Below are 17,594 nucleotides of genomic sequence, written 5' to 3'. Positions count from 1 at the left end.
CGGGCCTCCCGGGCCTATTCGTGCTGTTCAGAGGGCTGGTGTCCCCCCGAGACGCGGGTGGGTTGCGGCTTATGTGGTGGTTGGCGGCAAGCATCCTTTAAGTGGCTTGCAAGTGGGGCGTGGGATCTTTTTCTCAGGCGCTCAACGGCTCGGGGCGCCGGTAAGGGGGAGGGCCGGTGTGCCGGGGAGGGGTTCGCGGCAGGCCGGTCAGAGCCGGGGGGATGGCGTGACGGCCTCGGCCGGGAGACCGGCCGGGGCGCGCCACGCCAAAAGGGCGCCCCACCCGGGCTGGGTGGGTGGGGCGCCCTTTTGGGCTTTCCGTTCGAAACCGGTCAGCAGACGACGCTCGGCGTCGGAGCCGGTCAGCAGACGACGCTGGTGGTCACGGAGCCGGTCAGGAGATGACGGTGGGGGCCACGGGGCCGTCGCCGCCCCAGACGCTTTCGTCCTCGGTGAGCCAGGTGGAGCGTTCGCGCTCCTGGTTCGCCTCGCCGCCGGCGCCGCCCATCGGCATGAACGGCATGCCGCCCATGGCGCCGTTCGCCGCCGCCGCGCGGCCGTTCACCCCCGCCGCCCCGGCCCCGCCGCCGCCCGGCGCGCCGTACGACGTCCCGCCGCCCGCGCCGAGCGGGCCGCCGCCGTACGGGACCGTGCCGAGGGGACCGGTGTAGCCGCCCGGCGGGATCGTGCCCGTCGGGTTGGTGAGGGTGGGGACGGCGTTGGGGTTGAGCCCCGGAGGCGTGTTGAGCTGGGTCGTGCCCGGCGGCATGGTCGTCGGGTTCGTGCCCGCCAGGTTGGTGGACCTGGGGTCGTTGGGGTCCAGCACGGGCGGCTGGCCGCCGTTCGGAACCGAGCCGGGCGGCGTGCCGCCGGGAAGGCCGGTACCCGGGTCGCCGGGGCCGCCGGTCGAGGGCGGGGCACCGGTGCCGGGACCGCCCGGGCCGCCGGTGCCGGGACCGGTCACGTCCGGCCCGGGCACCTTCGGCCCGCCGGTGGAGCCGTCCGGGTTCAGCAGCGCGCCGTCGAGGCCCGTGCCCGAGAACTTCGGCATGCCGGCGCCGCCGGTGTAGGGCGAACCCGTGTACGGCGAGCCCGTGTACGGGTCGACCACCGGGGTCACCGGCACGGTGATCGGCGGCCCCGGCGCGGGCAGGACGGTCGTCACGTCTGGGGGAAGCTTGTTGTAGACCGCGGTGATCTGCTTGTTCAGCTCTTCGAGGTGCTTGCGGGCCTTGTCGTTGTCGGAGTCGGTGTCCCCGGCGATGGCGTCCGAGACGATGGTGATCGGCGAGATGGTCTTCCAGTTCGCGCCGATGTCGTCGTCCCAGGTGAACCAGCCGCTCTCTGGCAGGTTCGCCCTGGCCTTGCGCAGCTCGTCGGCGTAGAGGTTGTGCGCCGCGCCGACCTGCCTGGCCCGCTCCGAGAGCTCGCGGGCGGACGCGTGCAGCATCCGCAGAGCCTGCTGGGCCTGCGCGGACGACTTGTCCTTCCAGTCCCCGGCCATCGTGCCGGCGACCGACTCCAGCAGCGACATGGTGTCGTGGAGCACCTCCGCCGCGCGGATGTAGGCGGCGCCCGCCGTGGCCACGCCGTCGGGGTCGGTGTTCTGGAGCTTGTTCCGCACGCTCTCGACGCTCCCGTAGGAGCCGGAGTCCCCGTGCGGCGCCGCCGTCCCCGCCTTGATCGGCTGAATGTCGCTGATCCGGTTCATGCCAACCCATCGCCTCGTTGTCGATCACATGCCGCGTCGCTCACACGCCGCCGGCCACGACCTCGTCACGTGTCGGTCGTGCTCGCGGTCTCCGCCTTGCCGATGTTGGCGAACGCCGCCTTCGCCGCCACCACCGCGGCCTCGTACTGGGCGATCAGCTTGTCGTAGCTGACCGTGATCGCCGTGTGCCCCTTGCCGAAGACCACGGCGAGCTGCTGGGCCGCGTCCCACTCGCCGAGGTGGCCCGACGTCACCTGCCCGTGCCCCTTGAGGTGCGCCGAGGTGCCGGAGGCGTAGCCCTTGAGCCGCTCGATGTCCTTCTCCAGCGCCTTGATCAGGTTCTTCACGGTGGGATGGTGGATGTCGACGCCATCCTTGGGCGGCTCCAGGCCCGGCCACTTGTCGTCCAGCTTGAAGCCGTTGTAGACGAAGCCGCTCTCTCCGTACTCGCCCATATTTGTCCCCTAGGTTCTCGGCGACCGCCCCGTCCGGGACGGCCGGGGAGCGCGCGTTCCCGTCACTTGCCGTCGAACATGGCGACGTTGGCCTTCTCGGCGAGCGAGAAGTTCTCGTGCCCCTGCTCGATCACCGCGCCGAGCCGCTGGAGCAGGGCGGCCATGCGCCCGGAGGCGGCGTCCCACTGCGCCCGCGCGGACCAGTAGGCGTTGCGCGCGTCGCCGTCCCACTCGCCGAGCAGGCGGTCGAGGTCGGTTTCGAGCTGCTGGAGCGTGCCCTCCATCGCCTGCCACTGGCGGGCGAAGTCCTGGCGCCCGGTGGCCATCGTGCCGAAATTGACCAGCGTGCGGTCGACGTCGTTGTTGATGCCAGCCATGATGCTCTCCGTTCGTGGAGTTCCGGTTCAGGTCGCGGTCGCGCCGGCGGGTCAGCCGTTGATGTCGGCGGTGAGCCGCTGGGCCGTGGCGGCCTGCGCGTCCTCGGTCCTGCGGTACTGGGACTCGGTGGCGTGCAGCTTCCTCGCGAGTTCCTGCAGCTCACGCAGCACGATGCCGAGCTCGGTGTTCCACTGGTCGTACACCGACTCGAACGCCATTCCCGACTGGCCGCCCCAGCCCGCGCGCAGGTCGGTCACGTGGCCCTGGAGCTGGGTCTGGATGCCGCCGATCAGGGAGTGCGCGGTGTCGGTCTTCTTGGCGGCCTCGACGATCTGAGGGAGATTCGCAGCGGTCTGCTGGCCCACGGGTTACCTCCATGGAGTACGGCCTGGCCATGCCCACGGCGGCCCGCAATGCGGATAACGCATCGTCGTGCCCCCGCGATGCTGATCGCCTGAAACACTAGGATCAATCACCACAGGGTGGCCATCTGTCGTATTGCGAGTCAATAACGGTTTTCCGTACATCTGACTAAAAACTATCTCGCCTGTCTCACGGCCTGACGGTGCCCGTCGAGACGTCCGTCGCGGTGATCGGCACGGGCGTGCGCGCGGCGGCCGGGTCCAGGACGGGGCCCTCGGGGATCAGGTGCAGCAGGTGGGCGGGCACCGGCGCGACGTCGGTGTCGCCGTACCCCAGCTTGGCCACCAGGTCGGCCGAGACCAGCGGGAACCTGCGGCCCTGGTCGGTGACCAGCGAGTAGTCCCGCACCGCGTCGAGCTGCCCGTCGCCCGGGAGCAGCCCCGCGAGCACCGCGCCCCCCGGCGGCAGCAGCACCTGGTCGAAATGGTCCTGGTCGGAGCCCGCCGCGGCCGGCGCCGGCATCCGCAGCCGCCCGCCGATCGTCAGCCGCGCCCGCGTGGACCCCTTCCGCGTGTCGGAGTACACCGCGCACAGCGGGGCCGACCGGTCCGGGACGCCGATCACCGGCATCGTCGCGGGCAGGCCCTCGGCGGCCAGAGAGGTGGCCGACCGGGGCGCCGCGTTGGCGTGCGCGGCGTCCACCTCGACCGGCTCCACGGGAGCGCGGCCGTACGCCGCCTTGGTGGCCGGGTCCTCCAGCAGGAGGGTGGCCTGCGTCTGGGTCAGCGTCGCGAGGCCGTCGCGCAGCAGCACGTACCAGCGGTCCCCGCCGCCGGTCACGCCCGGCACCTTGTACACCCGCCCGGCCGCCGACGCCCGGCCGTCGGGGCCCCGGGTCGCGCGCCCGAGCCCGGGGATCTTGGGCGCCCGGAAGTCCGGGCCGATGGGCAGCGCGTTCAGCCAGCTCGCCGGCACCAGGCGGTCCCGGCCCTCGGCCAGCGCGCGCACGACCGAGTCCGGCACGCGCATGCGGCGGTCGGCCAGCACCACCCAGGACTGCTGCCCGTCGTCGGCGATCATCGCCTCCGGCCCGAACGGCCTGCCGCCGACGTCCATGCCGCCCACCAGCGTGCTGTACGGCCTGCGCGTGCCGTCCGGCTCCACGGCCTCGGCGACGCACGCCGACCACGGGCCGTGGACCAGCCGCTCGGGCCGGGGCAGCGAGTCCGGCGCGCCCGGGATGCCCACCAGCGCCCCGCGCGAGAACCCCTGCAGCGACGCCGACGACACCGTGCGCACCGTGACCTGCGGGGCGTCCAGCAGCAGGCGCGCCGAGACGTAGTTGGCCACCGGCAGCAGCCTGGCCTCGCGTTCGCTGTACACGTACGTCGCGCCGGTCTCCTCCTCGACGATCAGCGTGCCGGGCTCGGTGAGCGCGGTGGCGCCGCCCGGCCTGATCAGCCCCCAGATGCCGAACGCGGCCGTCACCAGCACCGCCAGCAGGACGCCGCAGAACATGGCGACGTTGTGCCGGCGCATGGGCGACTCGGGGACGTCGGGCTCGCCCTGGAGCAGCGCCGTCCCGAGCCGCTGCATCATCAGCCGGTGCGCCTGGTAGAGATCGCGACGGGTCTGCATGTCACCCCAGCCTTGCCTGGCGGATCATGGCCGCCAGCATAGAAGCGCGTGCGGCGCGCGGGGGCGTCGACTAGTCTGCGAATCCACCGATCAAGACCGGGCCTGCGGACACGGGGGGCGCGAGTGAGCGGGGAACGACGCATAGAGGCGCTGCTCAACGGGGACGACCCCGGTATGGCGGCCTCCGCACCAGTGCACGGGGGGCCCGCCACCGAGGGCGGGCTCCAGGGTGGCCCCTACTCGCCCGACGGTCCGGCGACACCCGGCGGTCAGGGATTCGCCTACGGAGACGAGGCGCCGGTCGGCTCTGGCATGCCGTTCGGGGTGGGCGATCCCGTCGGGTCCGGCCCGCCCGGTGACGGCGGCGGGCCACTCTTCCAGGTGACGGGGCCGTCACGGCCCGAGACGCGTGACCTGATCTATCAGAACGGCGGCGACCCCGACGACGGGGGGCCGATCGACCCGCTGGAGCCGCGGTGGCCGCACGCGTTCGAGGTGACCGGCGACCCCGGTGATCCGGGTCAACCGGGTGATCCGGGACAGCCCGGCGACCCCGGGCAGCCAGATGAGCCTGGGCAACCGGGCGATCCGGGTCCGTACGTCCCTGACCCGGACATCCCTGACCCCAACGTTCCCGGGCCCACGTCACCGGATCCGATCATCCCCGACCCCAACGTGCCGAGTCCGACCGTCCCGGATCCGAACATCCCCGGCCCGAACGTTCCCGACCCCAACGTCCCCGGTCCGACCGTCCCGGATCCGAAGCTGCCCGACCCCAGCGTGCCCGGCACGGATCCGAAGGTTCCGTCCATCCCGGACCCGAACCTGCCGGGCGGCGCGAACCCCGTCGGCTCGGGTCCCGCGGTGCCGGACCTGCCCGGCGGGGGAGGAGGGCCCGGAGGCGGGGGCCCGTCGGGCGGGGGAGGCGGCTTCCCGTCGATCCCCGCGGCGCCGGCCGGTCCCGGTCAGCAGCCGGGGACCTCGCAGGGGCCCGCGCTGCCCGCCGACGCGGGGAAGACCCGCAAGGCGGACCCCGCCGCGCTGCGCGGGCTCGGCGACACCATCGACACCCAGGCCGGCGGCAAGATGGACGGCTCGCGGCAGAAGACGAGCCAGATCCACGTCGGCTTCCCCGCGTTCGGGGTGATCGGCATGGGCATCGCCGGCGCGCACACGCAGGTCCGCGACAGCGCGGCCGGCCACCTGCGGGAGGGGCGGGAGACCCTCACCCAGTGGAAGGACATGCTGCACACCTCGGCCCGGTACTGGACGCTGGCCGAGGAGGCCAGCACCACCAAGGGCACCTAGCGAAAGGCCCCCATGAGCTACGAGAACGGCGTCACGCTGCACACCATCGGGCTCGCGGGCATGGCGGCGTTCTCGGCGCTCAACCCGCGCGGATGGCCCATCTTCCTCATGGCCGGCGCGTCGCTCGCCAACCCCGGCGGCATGGACAAGGCCGCGCGCGACTGGCACAGCGTCGCCGCCGACTTCGACGGCCTGGTCACCGAGCTGACCAACCTCACCAACGGTGTGCCGGACGAGAAGTGGACCGCCGAGGACCGCAAGGCGTTCGAGGCGAGCGTCGCGGCCTTCAAGCAGGAGCTGAAGAAGAGCGGCAACGTCCACGGGGGCGTCGGCGACAGCATGGACAACCTGGCCAAGCTGTACTACGCTTTCTCGCTGGTGGTGTTCTCCGTGGGCGGCATCCTGCTGGCCCTGGTCGGCGCGGTCGCCGCCGCGATGGCCACCGGGGTCGGCGCGGCCCCGGCGCAGGCCGCCGCGGGTGCCATCGCCACGGGGCTCCAGAGGGTGGTCGCCGCGGCCCAGAAGAAGAAGCTGCTCGCGCTGGGTGTCGCGTCGGGCCTGATGTACGCCGTCTACATGTGGAACCAGAGCAAGCAGGGGGAGCTCCAGCAGAAGGGGATGAACCCCAGCGGCGGCGGCCAGCCGATGTTCACCCAGGTCGCCACGCTGAACCTGACCACCGGCGACAGCGCCCTCCCCGGCACGGGAACCCTCCCCGGCGTCCCCGGGCTGCCCGCCGACGGCACCCTCCCCGGCGCTCCCCGGGTGAGCTAGGGCCGCGCCGGGTCCGTCAGAGGTCGAGGCGGCGGCGGACGCGGTCCAGCTCGGACATGACGTCGTCGAAGACGCGGTTGTAGGCGTCCTCGGCCTCCTTGGCGCGGGCGATCGCGGCCTCGGGGTCCTCCAGCAGGCGCATGGGGTCGTCCTCGGCGCCGAAGACCTCCGCCATGGCCTCGTCCGTCTTCTCGCGCAGGTCGCGGGCCGCGTCCCCGGACACCGTCTTGATCAGCGCGGCCAGGTCGTTGGAGGCCAGCCGCATGGCGCGCGGGTTCAGCTCCAGCTCGCGCAGCCCCTCGGCGCCGTACTCGACGGTGACCAGGTGGTCCTTGTCCTGGGCACGGCCCACTAGCTCGGCGAGCCGCCGTTGCAGCCCTTCGACGCGGGCGAACTGCTCCTGGGCCTGGTTGAGCAGCTTCTCCAGGTCGATGCCGGCGAAGTCGCCGAACTCGGTCATGCGCCACTCTCCTTCGCCGCCGCGGCAAAGCCGACATCGAGGACCCTACAGCGATGGATCACCCCGCGTGCCCGTGCGTGAACGATGATCGGCGGGTGCGGGCGTGGCTGGAGGAGGCCGCCCGCGTGATGGACGACCACCGGCCGGGCTGAGGCCGCGGGCCGCCGGGTCACCCGGCCAGGCCGCGCACCCAGGAGTAGACGTCCAGCACGCCGAGGGCCAGCGGGAACATCCCGGCGATCAGCACGAACTCCACGATGTCCCCGGCGCGTCCCCAGAACGGCGTGGGGCGGCGCTGGGGGAGGAACAGCCCCATGCCCGCCGCGATCGCCGCCATGACGAGCAGCCCCGGCAGGACGAGCAGCGCGGCCGTGGTCCCGGTCAGCGCCACCGCGACCAGCAGGAGCACCAGGCCCGCGAGCCCGGCTCCGATCAGCCACAGGCGCTGGCCGACGCCGAGGAAGACCCGGGCGCGCATCAGCAGGGCGAAGGCCAGCGTGACCCGCATGGCCACGCCGGTCCACCCGGGCGAGCCGAGCAGGAGCAGCTCGGCGGCGACCGCGACCAGGGCGACGCCCGCGGCGAGGCCGGTGGCGAACCGCTCGGCGTCCACGGCGCGCCTCTTGACGTCGGGCCCGTCGAGCTCCTGGTCGTCGGCGCGCAGTTCGTCGGCGTTCCTGGGGGCGGACGGCAGCGGCAGCCGTGCCAGCCGGAACGACAGCGTGGGGATCAGCGGCGTGCAGGCCAGCACGAGGGCGGCGGTCAGCGCGGCGACGCCCGGGGCGGGCACGCCCCACACCATGACGGCGGCGGCGCCCGCGGCCCCGGTGATCGAGGCGAGCGCGACGCCGAAGAAGGCGGGGAGCCCTTCGGCGACGGCCCAGCCGGCGATCGTGGCGGCGAGCGCGGTGACGGCGAACGCCGCGAGCAGGCCGGGCGCGCCGAACCACGTCAGGCCCGCGTCCCCGCCCGTGGCGAAGAGCCCGGCCAGGAAGGCGTACGGCAGGGCGGCGTACCCGGCGACGGCTCCGGCCCCCGCGTCGCCGAGCGCCCGCGACAGCGCGGCCCCCGCGCCCACCAGCAGCAGGGCGAGCGCGCCCGCGACGATCGTGGCGAGCCGCCACGGCGGACCGGCGACGGCGACGGTGAGGGCGAGCGCGCCCGCGACCAGGCAGGCCGCGGTGGCGCCGAGACCGGTGGCCCGGGTGTGGCGGGGCTGCCAGCGGCCGGACCTCTCCTTGATGCCGGTGGCGATGGTGTCGGCGACGTCGTCGAAGACGGCCTCGGGCAGCTCGGACGGGCGGGGCAGCAGGTACAGCACCTCGCCGTCGCGCACGCCGAGCGCCGACAGGCCCGCGTCCAGGCTGAGCGGCCTGCCGCCCACGCGCTGGAGCGCCCAGCCGGTCGTGGTGAACGCGGCCTGGTCGGGGCTCTCGCCCGCGGCGGCCAGGAGGTTCGGCAGCAGGTGGGCGAGCGGGAGGTCGGAGGGGATCGCCAGGTCGACCCGCTTGCGGGGGGTGACGATCGTGACCCGGCTCATCGCCACGGCCGGGCCGGGCGGATGCAGGACGGCCGCGCGGGGCGCCCCGTCCGGCGCGGGCGGTCCGGCCGGCGGTCCCGGTATGGGGGGTGGTCCCGCCGTGGGGTTCAGCGTCACGCCGACTCCTTCATCACGCGCAATACCGTAGCGGCCCCACCGGCTCGGCGATGGCCGACATTTCCATCTTTGGGAGTGATGCGCGCTTTCTTGGAGATCGGGCGGGGACGAAGATCTGGATTCGCTACGGTTGGCCCAGACACGAGGTCTCCGGAAGGCCCGCGGCCGGGCCGCGGCACGGAGGCCGCGGAGGACCAGGTCCGCGACACAGGGGGAGCGACGTGGGAACTGTCGTCGTCCGGCGTCCCGAGCGCCGGCCGCCTCCGGCGCCGCCCCGCGGCGAGATCCTGCTGGAGTCCCCGCCGGAGATCCCCGAGACCACCTCCGGTGGGTTCGGGCAGATCCTCACCTTCATGCCGATGGTCGCCGGCGGCGCCGCCATGGGCCTGATGTTCACCGCCGGCGCGGGCGGCAGCCCCATCATGTACGTCGCCAGCGGCATGTTCGCGCTGTCCATGGTCGGCATGAGCCTGAGCCAGCTCGGCCGGGCCTCCGGCGAGCGCAAGTCCCGCCTCAACGGCCTGCGCCGCGACTACTTCCGCTACCTGTCCCAGACCCGCAGGAAGGTGCGCAGGGCGGCGCGGCAGCAGCGCGAGGCGCTCCAGTGGAACGGCCCCGACCCCGACGCGCTCTGGTCGTTCGTCATGGGCCCCCGCCTGTGGGAGCGGCGCCCCCGCGACGGCGACTTCGCCACCGTGCGGGCCGGCACCGGCACCCAGCGGCTCGCCGTCCAGCTCATCCCGCCCGACTCCAAGCCCGTCGAGGACCTCGACGCCATGGCCGCCGGCGCGCTGCGCCGCTTCGTCCGCGCCCACTCCTCCGTGGACGACCTGCCGATCGCGCTGGCCCTGCACTCCTTCGCCCGCATCCTGCCCACCGGCGACCCCGCCGCCGCGCGCGACCTGGTCAGGGCGCTGATCGGGCAGCTCGCCGTCTTCCACTCCCCGGAGGACATGCGGATCGCCGTGTGCGCCGGCAAGGAATGGCTGGCCCAGTGGGAGTGGGTCAAATGGCTGCCGCACGCCCTGCACTCCGAGGAGATCGACGCCGCCGGCCCCGTCCGGCTCATCGCCGAAGACCTGCGCGACCTCGACCGGCTGCTCGGCGGCGAGCTGAAGGACCGCGGCCGGTTCCGGCCCGGCGCCTCCGCCGAGTCGCTGCCCTACCACGTGGTGATCCTGGACGGCGGGTACGTCCCGCAGGACTCCCAGCTCGGCGCGGACGCCATCCAGGGCGTCACCGTCATCGACCTCGGCGGCGCCGCCGCGCCGGTGGAGGAGGGCGCCACGCTGCGGCTGGAGGTCCTGTCCGACCGGTTCAACCGCGTCGTCCTCGACCACGCGGGCAAGGAGATCGTCAACGGCCTCGGCCGCCCCGACCGGCTGACGTACCTGCAGGCCGACGCGCTGGCCCGCCAGCTCGCCCCGCTGCGCGCCTCCCCGGCCAAGAGCGGCGACGGCCAGGACGTCCTCGGCGCCGACATGACGCTCACCGACCTGCTCGGCGTCGCCGACCCGCTGCGCCTGGACATCCCCGGGCTGTGGCGTCCGCGGGCGGCGCGCAACCGGCTGCGGGTGCCGATCGGCCTCGGCGCCGACGGCCGCGTGGTCGAGCTGGACATCAAGGAGTCCGCCCAGGGCGGCATGGGACCGCACGGGCTGATCATCGGCGCGACCGGCTCCGGCAAGAGCGAGCTGCTGCGCACGCTCGTGCTCGGCCTCGCCGCCACCCACTCCTCCGAGATCCTCAACTTCGTGCTCGTCGACTTCAAGGGCGGCGCGACCTTCCTCGGCCTGGACACGCTCCCGCACGTCTCGGCGGTCATCACCAACCTGGAGGACGAGCTACCCCTCGTCGACCGCATGTACGACGCGCTCAACGGCGAGATGGTGCGCCGCCAGGAGCTGCTGCGCGCCGCCGGCAACTACGCCTCGCTGCGCGACTACGAGCGCGCCAGGGAACAGGGCGCCGACCTGCGGGCCATGCCCACGCTGTTCGTCGTCCTGGACGAGTTCAGCGAGCTGCTGTCGGCCAAGCCCGAGTTCATCGACCTGTTCGTCATGATCGGCCGCCTCGGCCGCTCGCTCGGCGTCCACCTGCTGCTCGCCTCGCAGCGCCTGGAGGAGGGCAGGCTGCGCGGCCTGGACACCCACCTGTCCTACCGGATCGGCCTGCGTACCTTCTCGGCCATGGAGAGCCGCGTCGTGCTCGGCGTCGCCGACGCCTACGAGCTGCCCCCCGCGCCCGGCAACGGCTACCTGAAGTTCGACAACAGCGGCATGACCCGCTTCAAGGCCGCCTACGTCTCCGGCGCGTTCGCCCCCGAGAGCCGCCAGGAGCGCCGCGCCCCCGCCGACCGCCGCCAGGTCGTCGTCTACGGCACCTCCCACATCCCCGTGCCCACGCCCGTGCGGCGGCCCGAGCCCGAGCCGCGGCCCCCGGCGGTGGGCAGGGACAGCCTGCTCGACATCATGGTCCGCCAGTTCCAGGGGCACGGCCCGCCCGCACACCGCATCTGGCTGCCGCCGCTGGCCGAGCCGCTCACGCTCAGCCACCTGCTGCCGCCGCTCAGCATCACCCGCGAGCACGGCCTGTCCACCACCGGCTGGGCCGGGCGCGGCAAGCTGCGCGCGGTCCTCGGCATCGTGGACCGGCCCTTCGAGCAGCGCCGGGACCCGCTCGGCGTCGACCTGTCCGGCGCGGCCGGCCACCTCGCCGTCGTCGGCGCGCCGCAGAGCGGCAAGAGCACGCTGCTGCGCACGCTCATCGCCGGGCTCGCGCTCACCCACACCCCGCGCGAGGCGCAGTTCTACTGCCTGGACTTCGGCGGCGGCACGCTGTCCTCCCTCGAAGGGCTGCCGCACGTGGGCGGCGTGGCCAACCGCCTGGACGGCGACCGCGTCCGCCGCACCGTCGCCGAGGTCACCGCGCTGATGCAGCGGCGCGAGCGCGAGTTCGCCGAACGGGGCATCGACTCCTTCGCCACCTACCGGCGCATGGTCGCCGAGGGCGCGATCACCGGCAACGAGTTCGGCGACGTCTTCCTGGTCGTGGACGGCTGGCTGACCGTCCGCCAGGAGTTCGACGCGCTGGAGCCCACCATCACCGACCTGGCCGCCCGCGGCCTGGGCTACGGCGTCCACGTCGTCGCCGCGACCAACAAGTGGTCGGAGTTCCGGCCCGGCATCCGCGACCTGTTCGGCTCCCGGCTGGAGCTGCGGCTCGGCGACGCCTACGAGTCCGAGGTGAACCGCAAGACGGCGCTGGCCGTGCCCGAGGGCATGCCGGGGCGGGGACTCACCCGCGAGGGGTTCCACTTCCTCGGCGCGCTGCCCCGCATCGACGGCGTCCGGCAGACCGACGACCTCACCGTGGGCGTCCGCGCGCTCGTCGACGCCGTCCGCGAGGCGTGGCAGGGGCCGCCCGCGCCGCGCGTCCGGCTGCTGCCCGCCGTCCTGCCCGCCGACGCGCTGCCGGGGCCGGAGCAGACCGGGGCGCGCGTCCCCATCGGCATCGACGAGGCCACCCTGTCCCCGGTCTCGGCCGACTTCGAGACCGACCCGCACCTGACCGTTATCGGCGACACCGAGAGCGGCAAGTCCAACCTGCTGCGGCTGGTCGCGGAAGGGATCGTCGCCCGGCACACTCCCGCGCAGGCGCGGCTCATCGTCATCGACTACCGGCGCTCGCTGCTGGACGCCGCCTATACCGAGCACCGCATAGGCTACGCCGCCTCCAGCACCACGGCGGCCGAGATGGTCCTGGAGGCGCGCGAGGCGCTGACCAAGCGGCTTCCGCCGCCGGACCTCACCCCCGACCAACTCCGTTCGCGCACCTGGTGGAAGGGCGCCGACCTGTACTTCGTCGTGGACGACTACGACCTGGTCGCCACCGGGGCCAACCCCATCGCGCCGCTGCTGGACCTGCTGCCGCAGGCGCGCGACATCGGCCTGCACCTGGTGCTCGCCCGCGCGATGGGCGGCGCGGGGCGGGCGATGTACGACCCGGTCATGCAGCGCCTCAAGGACATGGCCAGCCCGGCCGTCATCCTGTCCGGCGACCGTGACGAGGGCGTGCTGTTCGGCGTCCGCCCGCACGCGCTGCCGCCCGGCCGCGGGTACTACGTGGACCGCCGCTCCGGCAGCCGCCTGATCCAGACCGCCTTCCTGGCCCCGTCGGCTCCCCAGAGCTGACCCATTCGCCTGGCATGCCCGGGATTCAGCTGTGCGGGCTTTTCGGGGGGTATGGGGGTGAATTTCCCTTGAGTAAATCCGGCATACCCCTCTAAAGCTCTTTAATGCCGCATTATTAACATATCGTATCTTGAAGTATGCTACATGTGACTCAAAGGTAAGTTGGCGCTCTTTATTGAGGGCCTGTTTACTTGTGGGACTTCAGGGGAATGCCAAAAAGCCGAGAAGGGGTCACATGACGGAAATACTGCCAGAAGGTGGGGCGGCTTCGGGGGCGGGCGGCGGAGACAAGCCGCCGCCTCCTCCCGAGAAGAAGACGAAGGAGCCGGTGACCGTACCCCGGGCGAGACTGGCCGAGCTGGTCCTCGCGCTGCTCAGGCAGCTCATCGGGGACGCGGGCATCGCCAGGTTCGGCGCGGGCCGCCTTGAGACCACCGACGTGGAAGCGGTTCTCGGGACGGCCATTCCCTCGGCCGCGGCGGTCGCCGGGGTCATACCACAATTGATGGACCAGTTCTTCGCGCAATACGGCCACACGTGGCAGGGCAAGACGTACTCGCCTCTGGCTGGTCCGGCACATGCCAAGGAGTGGGGTCTCCGCACCGAGGACATCAACTCGTCCCGTCAGTACTCCGCCGACGCCGAGAACAACGACGTCGCCAAGCTGATCTCGAACCTGCTCAAGCTGCACCGCGCTCTGCAAAGAAAGCAGTAATCCTCGCACCTCGGGCGTGCCCGCCCGGCGACCTTTTCCGCCGGGCCGGGCGCGCCTTCGCGTCTCCGGGGTCTAGGGCTTCCTGGCGAGGCCGCAGAAGGCGTCCACGGCGTCGGGGACGCCGAACGGGGTGTTCTCCGGGCGCCACCGGGAGGTCGGGACCACGCCCGGGTCCAGGAGTTCGAGGCCGTCGAAGAACCGCGCGATCTGCTCGGGGGTGCGGGACACGTACGGCTCGCCGCCCTCGTCGTTGGAGATCTCGATCGCGTCGTCGCGGGCCGAGCCGTGGACGACGCTGGTGCCGTCGTTGAGCGCCAGGTAACTGCCCGGCGCGAGCGCGTTCAGCAGGTGGCGCACGATCCGGTACGCCTCCTCATCGTCGGTGACGTTGCCCATGATGCCCAGCATCATCAGCGCCACCGGGCGGCCGAGGTCCAGCGTCTCCGCCGCCCCGGCGAGGATCTTGGCGGGGTCGCGCACGTCGGCGTCGATGTAGGCGCACCTGCCCTGCGGGCTGCTGGTCAGCAGCGCCTGCGCGTGCACCAGGACCAGAGGGTCGTTGTCCACGTAGACGATGCGGCTCTCGGGCGCGATCCGCTGGGCGACCTCGTGCGTGTTGTCGTGCGTGGGAAGCCCCGTGCCGACGTCCAGGAACTGCCGGATGCCCGCCTCGCCGGCCAGGTGGCGCACCGCGCGGCCGAGGAAGGCCCGGGAATGCCGGGCGACGTCGAGGATGTTCGGGAACACCTCGATGATCTTGTCGCCGACCTCTTGGTCGACCGGGTAGTAGTCCTTGCCGCCCACCCAGTAGTTCCACATCCGCGCGGAATTCGGACGACTCTGATCAAGCTTGGGGGAAGTGCCCTCTGTCACGAAAATCATCCTCTTCTGCCGTCCGAAACCCGTCAATCACCGTCGCAGAGATCGGCATACGCCCCGTGTGCGGGGACGGCGGGAAATGATCGCGTATGGGCGGTGTGGTGGGTAAGGTGGCGGTGGGTCGGATGGTACGGGGTCCGGTCGCATCGGGAGGGGGCCGTTCCGGTGTCGGGTATCGAGCTCAACCGCGAGGCGCTCGCGAAGTTGCGCGGCGCCGTGCGCACCCAGAGAGGCCGGCTCGCCGCCGTGGGCGACGGCTTCCCGCCCAAGGACGCCCCGTCCGCGTCCCTGTTCGGCACGCTGGCCGGGGCCGAGGCCCTCGTCGGCGCCGTCGGACGGGTCGACGGGCACGCCGACGGCGAGCTGGGCACGGTCGCGAGCAGGTTCGACGGCGTGGAGCGGGCCTTGGACCTCATCGAGGAGAACGTCCGTAAGGCGCACCACGCCACCAAGAAGGGACTTCCAGCGCTATGACCGACATGGGGGCCGTAGCGGCGCTCCCCGGCGGTCAGGAACTCGTCGCCCTGGCCGACAAGACCAAAGGCGACCCGGCCGCCATCCGAGGCATCGCGGCACGCTGGCGCAAGGCCGCGGGCGGCTGCGCCGAACCGTTCGAGACGCTCGGCGCGGCCGTCACCCGGGTGGACGCGGCGTGGAAGGGCGCCTCGGCCGACGCCTTCGTCACCTACATGCGGCGGTACGTGCGGGCCGGCGACGCGCTGCACGACGCGCTCGGCGCCTGCGCCAACTCCCTCGACACCGTCGCGGGAGCGGTCGAGCGGGCCCGGGGCGACGTCGTGGACGTCTGCGACGACCTGCTCGCCTGGGTGGCCGACTACCGGCGGCGCAACCCGCACGCCACCGAGGAGCAGCTCAAGGCCGGCATCTCCGAGCAGGTCGGCAAGGCCGTGTCGCTCGCCAAGGGGTACGTCCGGAGCGCCGAGACCGCGCTGTCCACGGCGTCCGGCGAGATCGGCGAGCACCTCAAGGGCGCCTCGCCCACCTTCGCGTCCATTCCCGCCGCAGGGGACCAGACGTTCGTCCCCCTCCCCGGGAACGACACCGAGTGGACACCGGTCCCCGCCGGCGAGATCGACCCGGCACTGCGCGGTGGCGGCGGGGGGCCCTCCTCGGGCGGTGGTTTCGGCGGGTACGGCCCGAGCGGCCCGCCGCCCCCGGGCGGTGGGCCCGCCCCCAAGGGGGAGGTCGCCGAGTGGATACGCCAGGCCGTGGAGATACTCAGGGCCCACGGCTACCCGGTCGAGAAGATGAACATGAACGACATCTGGATGATCATCCAGCACGAGTCCGGCGGCAACCCGCACGCCATCAACAACTGGGACTCCAACGCCGCCGCCGGTCACCCCTCCAAGGGGCTCATGCAGACCATCGACCCGACCTTCTCCCGCTGGTCGCTGCCCGGCCACAAGAACATCTACGACCCGATCGACAACATCATCGCCGGCGTCCGCTACGCCATCGAGCGCTACGGCTCGGTGTCCAACGTCCCCGGCGTCGTCGGCAGGAAGAACGGCTCCGGCTACGTCGGCTACTGACGCGCCCCGGGCGGGACGCGCTGGTCCGTGTGCGTCACCGCCAGCGTCGAACGCGACCTCGGCCGCGCCTCCGCCAGGCGGAGATCTCCCACTCCGGGGGGCTCTGGGTTCCTTTCGGGGGCAGCAGGCCGGGGAGGAGCCCCAGTCCCGCCGTCGCCTTCGCCGCACATCATCGCGTATGGACGGGGAATCGCGGGGCGTTCAGGGAGTGTGCGGGCCGTGGAGAGAGAGGAAATGGTCGAGGTTGCGCTGGTAGAGGGCGATGTCGCTTTCCAGGCCCTCGCGGGTGAAGCGCTCCGGTTCGTCGCGGCGGGTCGCGGCGCCCTCTTCCGACCAGAAGGCGCTCTCGGGGATCTCGTCGCCGTCCTCGGGGAGGAACTTGGCGGCCTCGGCGACCGCGTCCCTGGCGTACGTCCAGTTCACGATCACCTCGTGGAAATGCTGCCGGTCGCCGGGGTTCTCGGCGTACAGCAGGTCGTCGCGCATGGCGCGGCGCGCGTACCCCGCGCCGACGAGCTGCCACTGCCCCGGGTCGATGATCTCGGAGCGCCCAGGGCCGAAGCGCAGTTCCTCGCGACGCGCGGCGAACTCGGTGTCGTACGGGATCACGAGGATGATCTTGTGGCGGGGGCCGGTGTCCGGGCCGTCGAAGAGCAGCGACCAGGCGGTGCGGCCCTCGGTCAACGTCGTCCAGCGCTCGTAGTCGATCGCACGGCGAGCGGCCCGCCCCCGCGCCGCCTCCTCGCCCTCGGAGCCCTCTACGGCCTCTTCGTCGTCGGGCGGGGCCACGGCGTCGGCCGCGACGGTGAGGTTGATGTAGAGGTACGCCTCCACCAGCGTCCGCGCGCGAAGGACCGGCACGTCGCCCGTCATCTCAGCCGCCTCCTGGTGCCTGGGTGCGCGTGTCCCGGCGGAGCCGGCACGTCCCACGCGGGTCCCTTCGAGCCTATCGGTCACGGAAAGCGATCAGGGAAGCCGCTCCTCCTCCCGGGCGGCGAGTGAGCGGTAGGTGTCGCGGACGACCAGCAGCCGGTCGAGGCGGAAACGCCCCGGCTCCTCGTGGTGGACCCGGCGGCCCGTGTCCGACCAGAACGCCTCTTCGGGCACCTCCTCCCGGCCCGGAGGAATGAACTTGACGACCTCCTCGACCGCCGCCATGGCGATCGTCAGGGCCCGCCGCGCCGCGGGCGGGTCGTCGGCGGGCACGTTCCCCGCGGTCAGGTCGGCGACCCACAGCCACTCGCCCGGGTCGAGCAGCTCGGACGGCTCCGGGCCGCCGAAGGACGGGAACCGCGCGGCGGCCGTCTCCCGCTCCGGGAGACCGAAGAGGAACTCCCGCTCCCCGCCGCAGCCCGCGCACGTGCCCGCGTAATGGCAGACCGGCTCCCCGTCCAGGCTGACGAGCCCGTCGTCCCATTCGGTGTCCACCGAGCCGCAGGACCCGCAGGGATGAAGGTCCAGATACAGGTGCGCCTCGTCCCTGGTCCGCGCCACAGAGATCGCCATC

Annotated in this window: 16 protein-coding genes; 6 read left to right on the top strand and 10 right to left on the bottom strand. The window is 72.7% G+C overall.

Translation table 11 applies throughout. From position 1 onward, the window contains the following. Positions 1-394: 394 nt before the first annotated feature. The 5 genes from BJ982_RS33975 to eccB all read right to left on the bottom strand — a co-directional run bounded on the left by BJ982_RS33975 (position 395) and on the right by eccB (position 4,545). Positions 395-1,711 carry a WXG100 family type VII secretion target gene (locus tag BJ982_RS33975; protein WP_184886908.1) on the bottom strand — a complete coding sequence of 439 codons (1,317 nt, stop codon included), beginning with the start codon at positions 1,709-1,711 and terminating at the stop codon, positions 395-397. A 65-nt stretch (positions 1,712-1,776) separates the two neighbouring features. Next, on the bottom strand, positions 1,777-2,166 hold the full coding sequence (locus BJ982_RS33970; RefSeq protein ID WP_184886906.1) for a hypothetical protein: 390 nt from the start codon (positions 2,164-2,166) through the stop codon (positions 1,777-1,779). Between the two features lie 62 nt (positions 2,167-2,228). Next, positions 2,229-2,543, bottom strand: a complete 315-nt coding sequence (locus BJ982_RS33965; RefSeq protein ID WP_184886904.1) for a WXG100 family type VII secretion target — start codon at positions 2,541-2,543, stop codon at positions 2,229-2,231. A 51-nt stretch (positions 2,544-2,594) separates the two neighbouring features. Next, positions 2,595-2,909: a WXG100 family type VII secretion target gene (locus BJ982_RS33960; protein WP_184886902.1), complete on the bottom strand. Its 315-nt coding sequence runs from the start codon at positions 2,907-2,909 to the stop codon at positions 2,595-2,597. Between the two features lie 187 nt (positions 2,910-3,096). Continuing rightward, positions 3,097-4,545, bottom strand: a complete 1,449-nt coding sequence (eccB, locus tag BJ982_RS33955; RefSeq protein ID WP_184886900.1) for a type VII secretion protein EccB — start codon at positions 4,543-4,545, stop codon at positions 3,097-3,099. Positions 4,546-4,668: 123 nt separating this feature from the next. Between eccB and BJ982_RS33950 the strand changes: the two genes are divergently transcribed. Together BJ982_RS33950 and BJ982_RS33945 are read left to right on the top strand one after the other, a co-directional pair. After that, positions 4,669-5,853 (top strand): hypothetical protein, encoded by a 1,185-nt coding sequence (locus BJ982_RS33950; RefSeq protein ID WP_184886898.1) that lies wholly within the window; start codon positions 4,669-4,671, stop codon positions 5,851-5,853. 12 nt (positions 5,854-5,865) lie between these two features. Beyond that, positions 5,866-6,627 (top strand): WXG100 family type VII secretion target, encoded by a 762-nt coding sequence (locus BJ982_RS33945; protein WP_184886896.1) that lies wholly within the window; start codon positions 5,866-5,868, stop codon positions 6,625-6,627. Between the two features lie 16 nt (positions 6,628-6,643). Here BJ982_RS33945 and BJ982_RS33940 read toward each other — a convergent pair whose 3' ends face one another. Continuing rightward, complete coding sequence (locus BJ982_RS33940) at positions 6,644-7,087, bottom strand: YbaB/EbfC family nucleoid-associated protein (RefSeq protein ID WP_184886894.1); 444 nt, start codon at positions 7,085-7,087, stop codon at positions 6,644-6,646. A gap of 169 nt (positions 7,088-7,256) precedes the next feature. Then, positions 7,257-8,744: a type VII secretion integral membrane protein EccD gene (gene eccD, locus BJ982_RS33935; RefSeq protein WP_239123216.1), complete on the bottom strand. Its 1,488-nt coding sequence runs from the start codon at positions 8,742-8,744 to the stop codon at positions 7,257-7,259. A 221-nt stretch (positions 8,745-8,965) separates the two neighbouring features. Here eccD and eccCa point away from each other — a divergent pair, with 221 nt between their 5' ends. Together eccCa and BJ982_RS33925 are read left to right on the top strand one after the other, a co-directional pair. Beyond that, entirely contained in the window at positions 8,966-12,937 is a 3,972-nt protein-coding gene (eccCa, locus tag BJ982_RS33930) for a type VII secretion protein EccCa (RefSeq protein WP_184886892.1), read from the top strand. A 328-nt stretch (positions 12,938-13,265) separates the two neighbouring features. Continuing rightward, entirely contained in the window at positions 13,266-13,652 is a 387-nt protein-coding gene (locus BJ982_RS33925; protein WP_184886890.1) for a hypothetical protein, read from the top strand. 72 nt (positions 13,653-13,724) lie between these two features. Here the strand turns inward: BJ982_RS33925 and BJ982_RS33920 are convergent, their stop codons facing one another. Next, entirely contained in the window at positions 13,725-14,525 is an 801-nt protein-coding gene (locus tag BJ982_RS33920; protein ID WP_275411720.1) for an SAM-dependent methyltransferase, read from the bottom strand. A 171-nt stretch (positions 14,526-14,696) separates the two neighbouring features. Here BJ982_RS33920 and BJ982_RS33915 point away from each other — a divergent pair, with 171 nt between their 5' ends. Further along, positions 14,697-15,005: a hypothetical protein gene (locus tag BJ982_RS33915; RefSeq protein WP_184886886.1), complete on the top strand. Its 309-nt coding sequence runs from the start codon at positions 14,697-14,699 to the stop codon at positions 15,003-15,005. Then, positions 15,002-16,087: a transglycosylase SLT domain-containing protein gene (locus tag BJ982_RS33910; protein ID WP_184886884.1), complete on the top strand. Its 1,086-nt coding sequence runs from the start codon at positions 15,002-15,004 to the stop codon at positions 16,085-16,087. Before BJ982_RS33915 ends, BJ982_RS33910 begins: the two co-directional genes overlap by 4 nt. Before the next feature lie 201 nt (positions 16,088-16,288). On the opposite strand, the gene BJ982_RS33905 is transcribed toward BJ982_RS33910, so the two are convergent. Further along, the gene (locus BJ982_RS33905; protein ID WP_184886882.1) at positions 16,289-16,960 is read right to left on the bottom strand and encodes a hypothetical protein; all 672 of its coding nucleotides are present in this window, start codon (positions 16,958-16,960) and stop codon (positions 16,289-16,291) included. A gap of 93 nt (positions 16,961-17,053) precedes the next feature. Next, positions 17,054-17,593: a hypothetical protein gene (locus tag BJ982_RS33900; protein ID WP_184886880.1), complete on the bottom strand. Its 540-nt coding sequence runs from the start codon at positions 17,591-17,593 to the stop codon at positions 17,054-17,056. Position 17,594: the final 1 nt, after the last annotated feature.

The sequence above is a fragment of the Sphaerisporangium siamense genome (genome assembly GCF_014205275.1).
GTDB classification, from domain to species: Bacteria; Actinomycetota; Actinomycetes; order Streptosporangiales; family Streptosporangiaceae; genus Sphaerisporangium; species Sphaerisporangium siamense.
The sequence above is the reverse complement of the archived record's forward strand: the minus strand, read 5'-3'. Positions and strand labels throughout refer to the sequence as shown.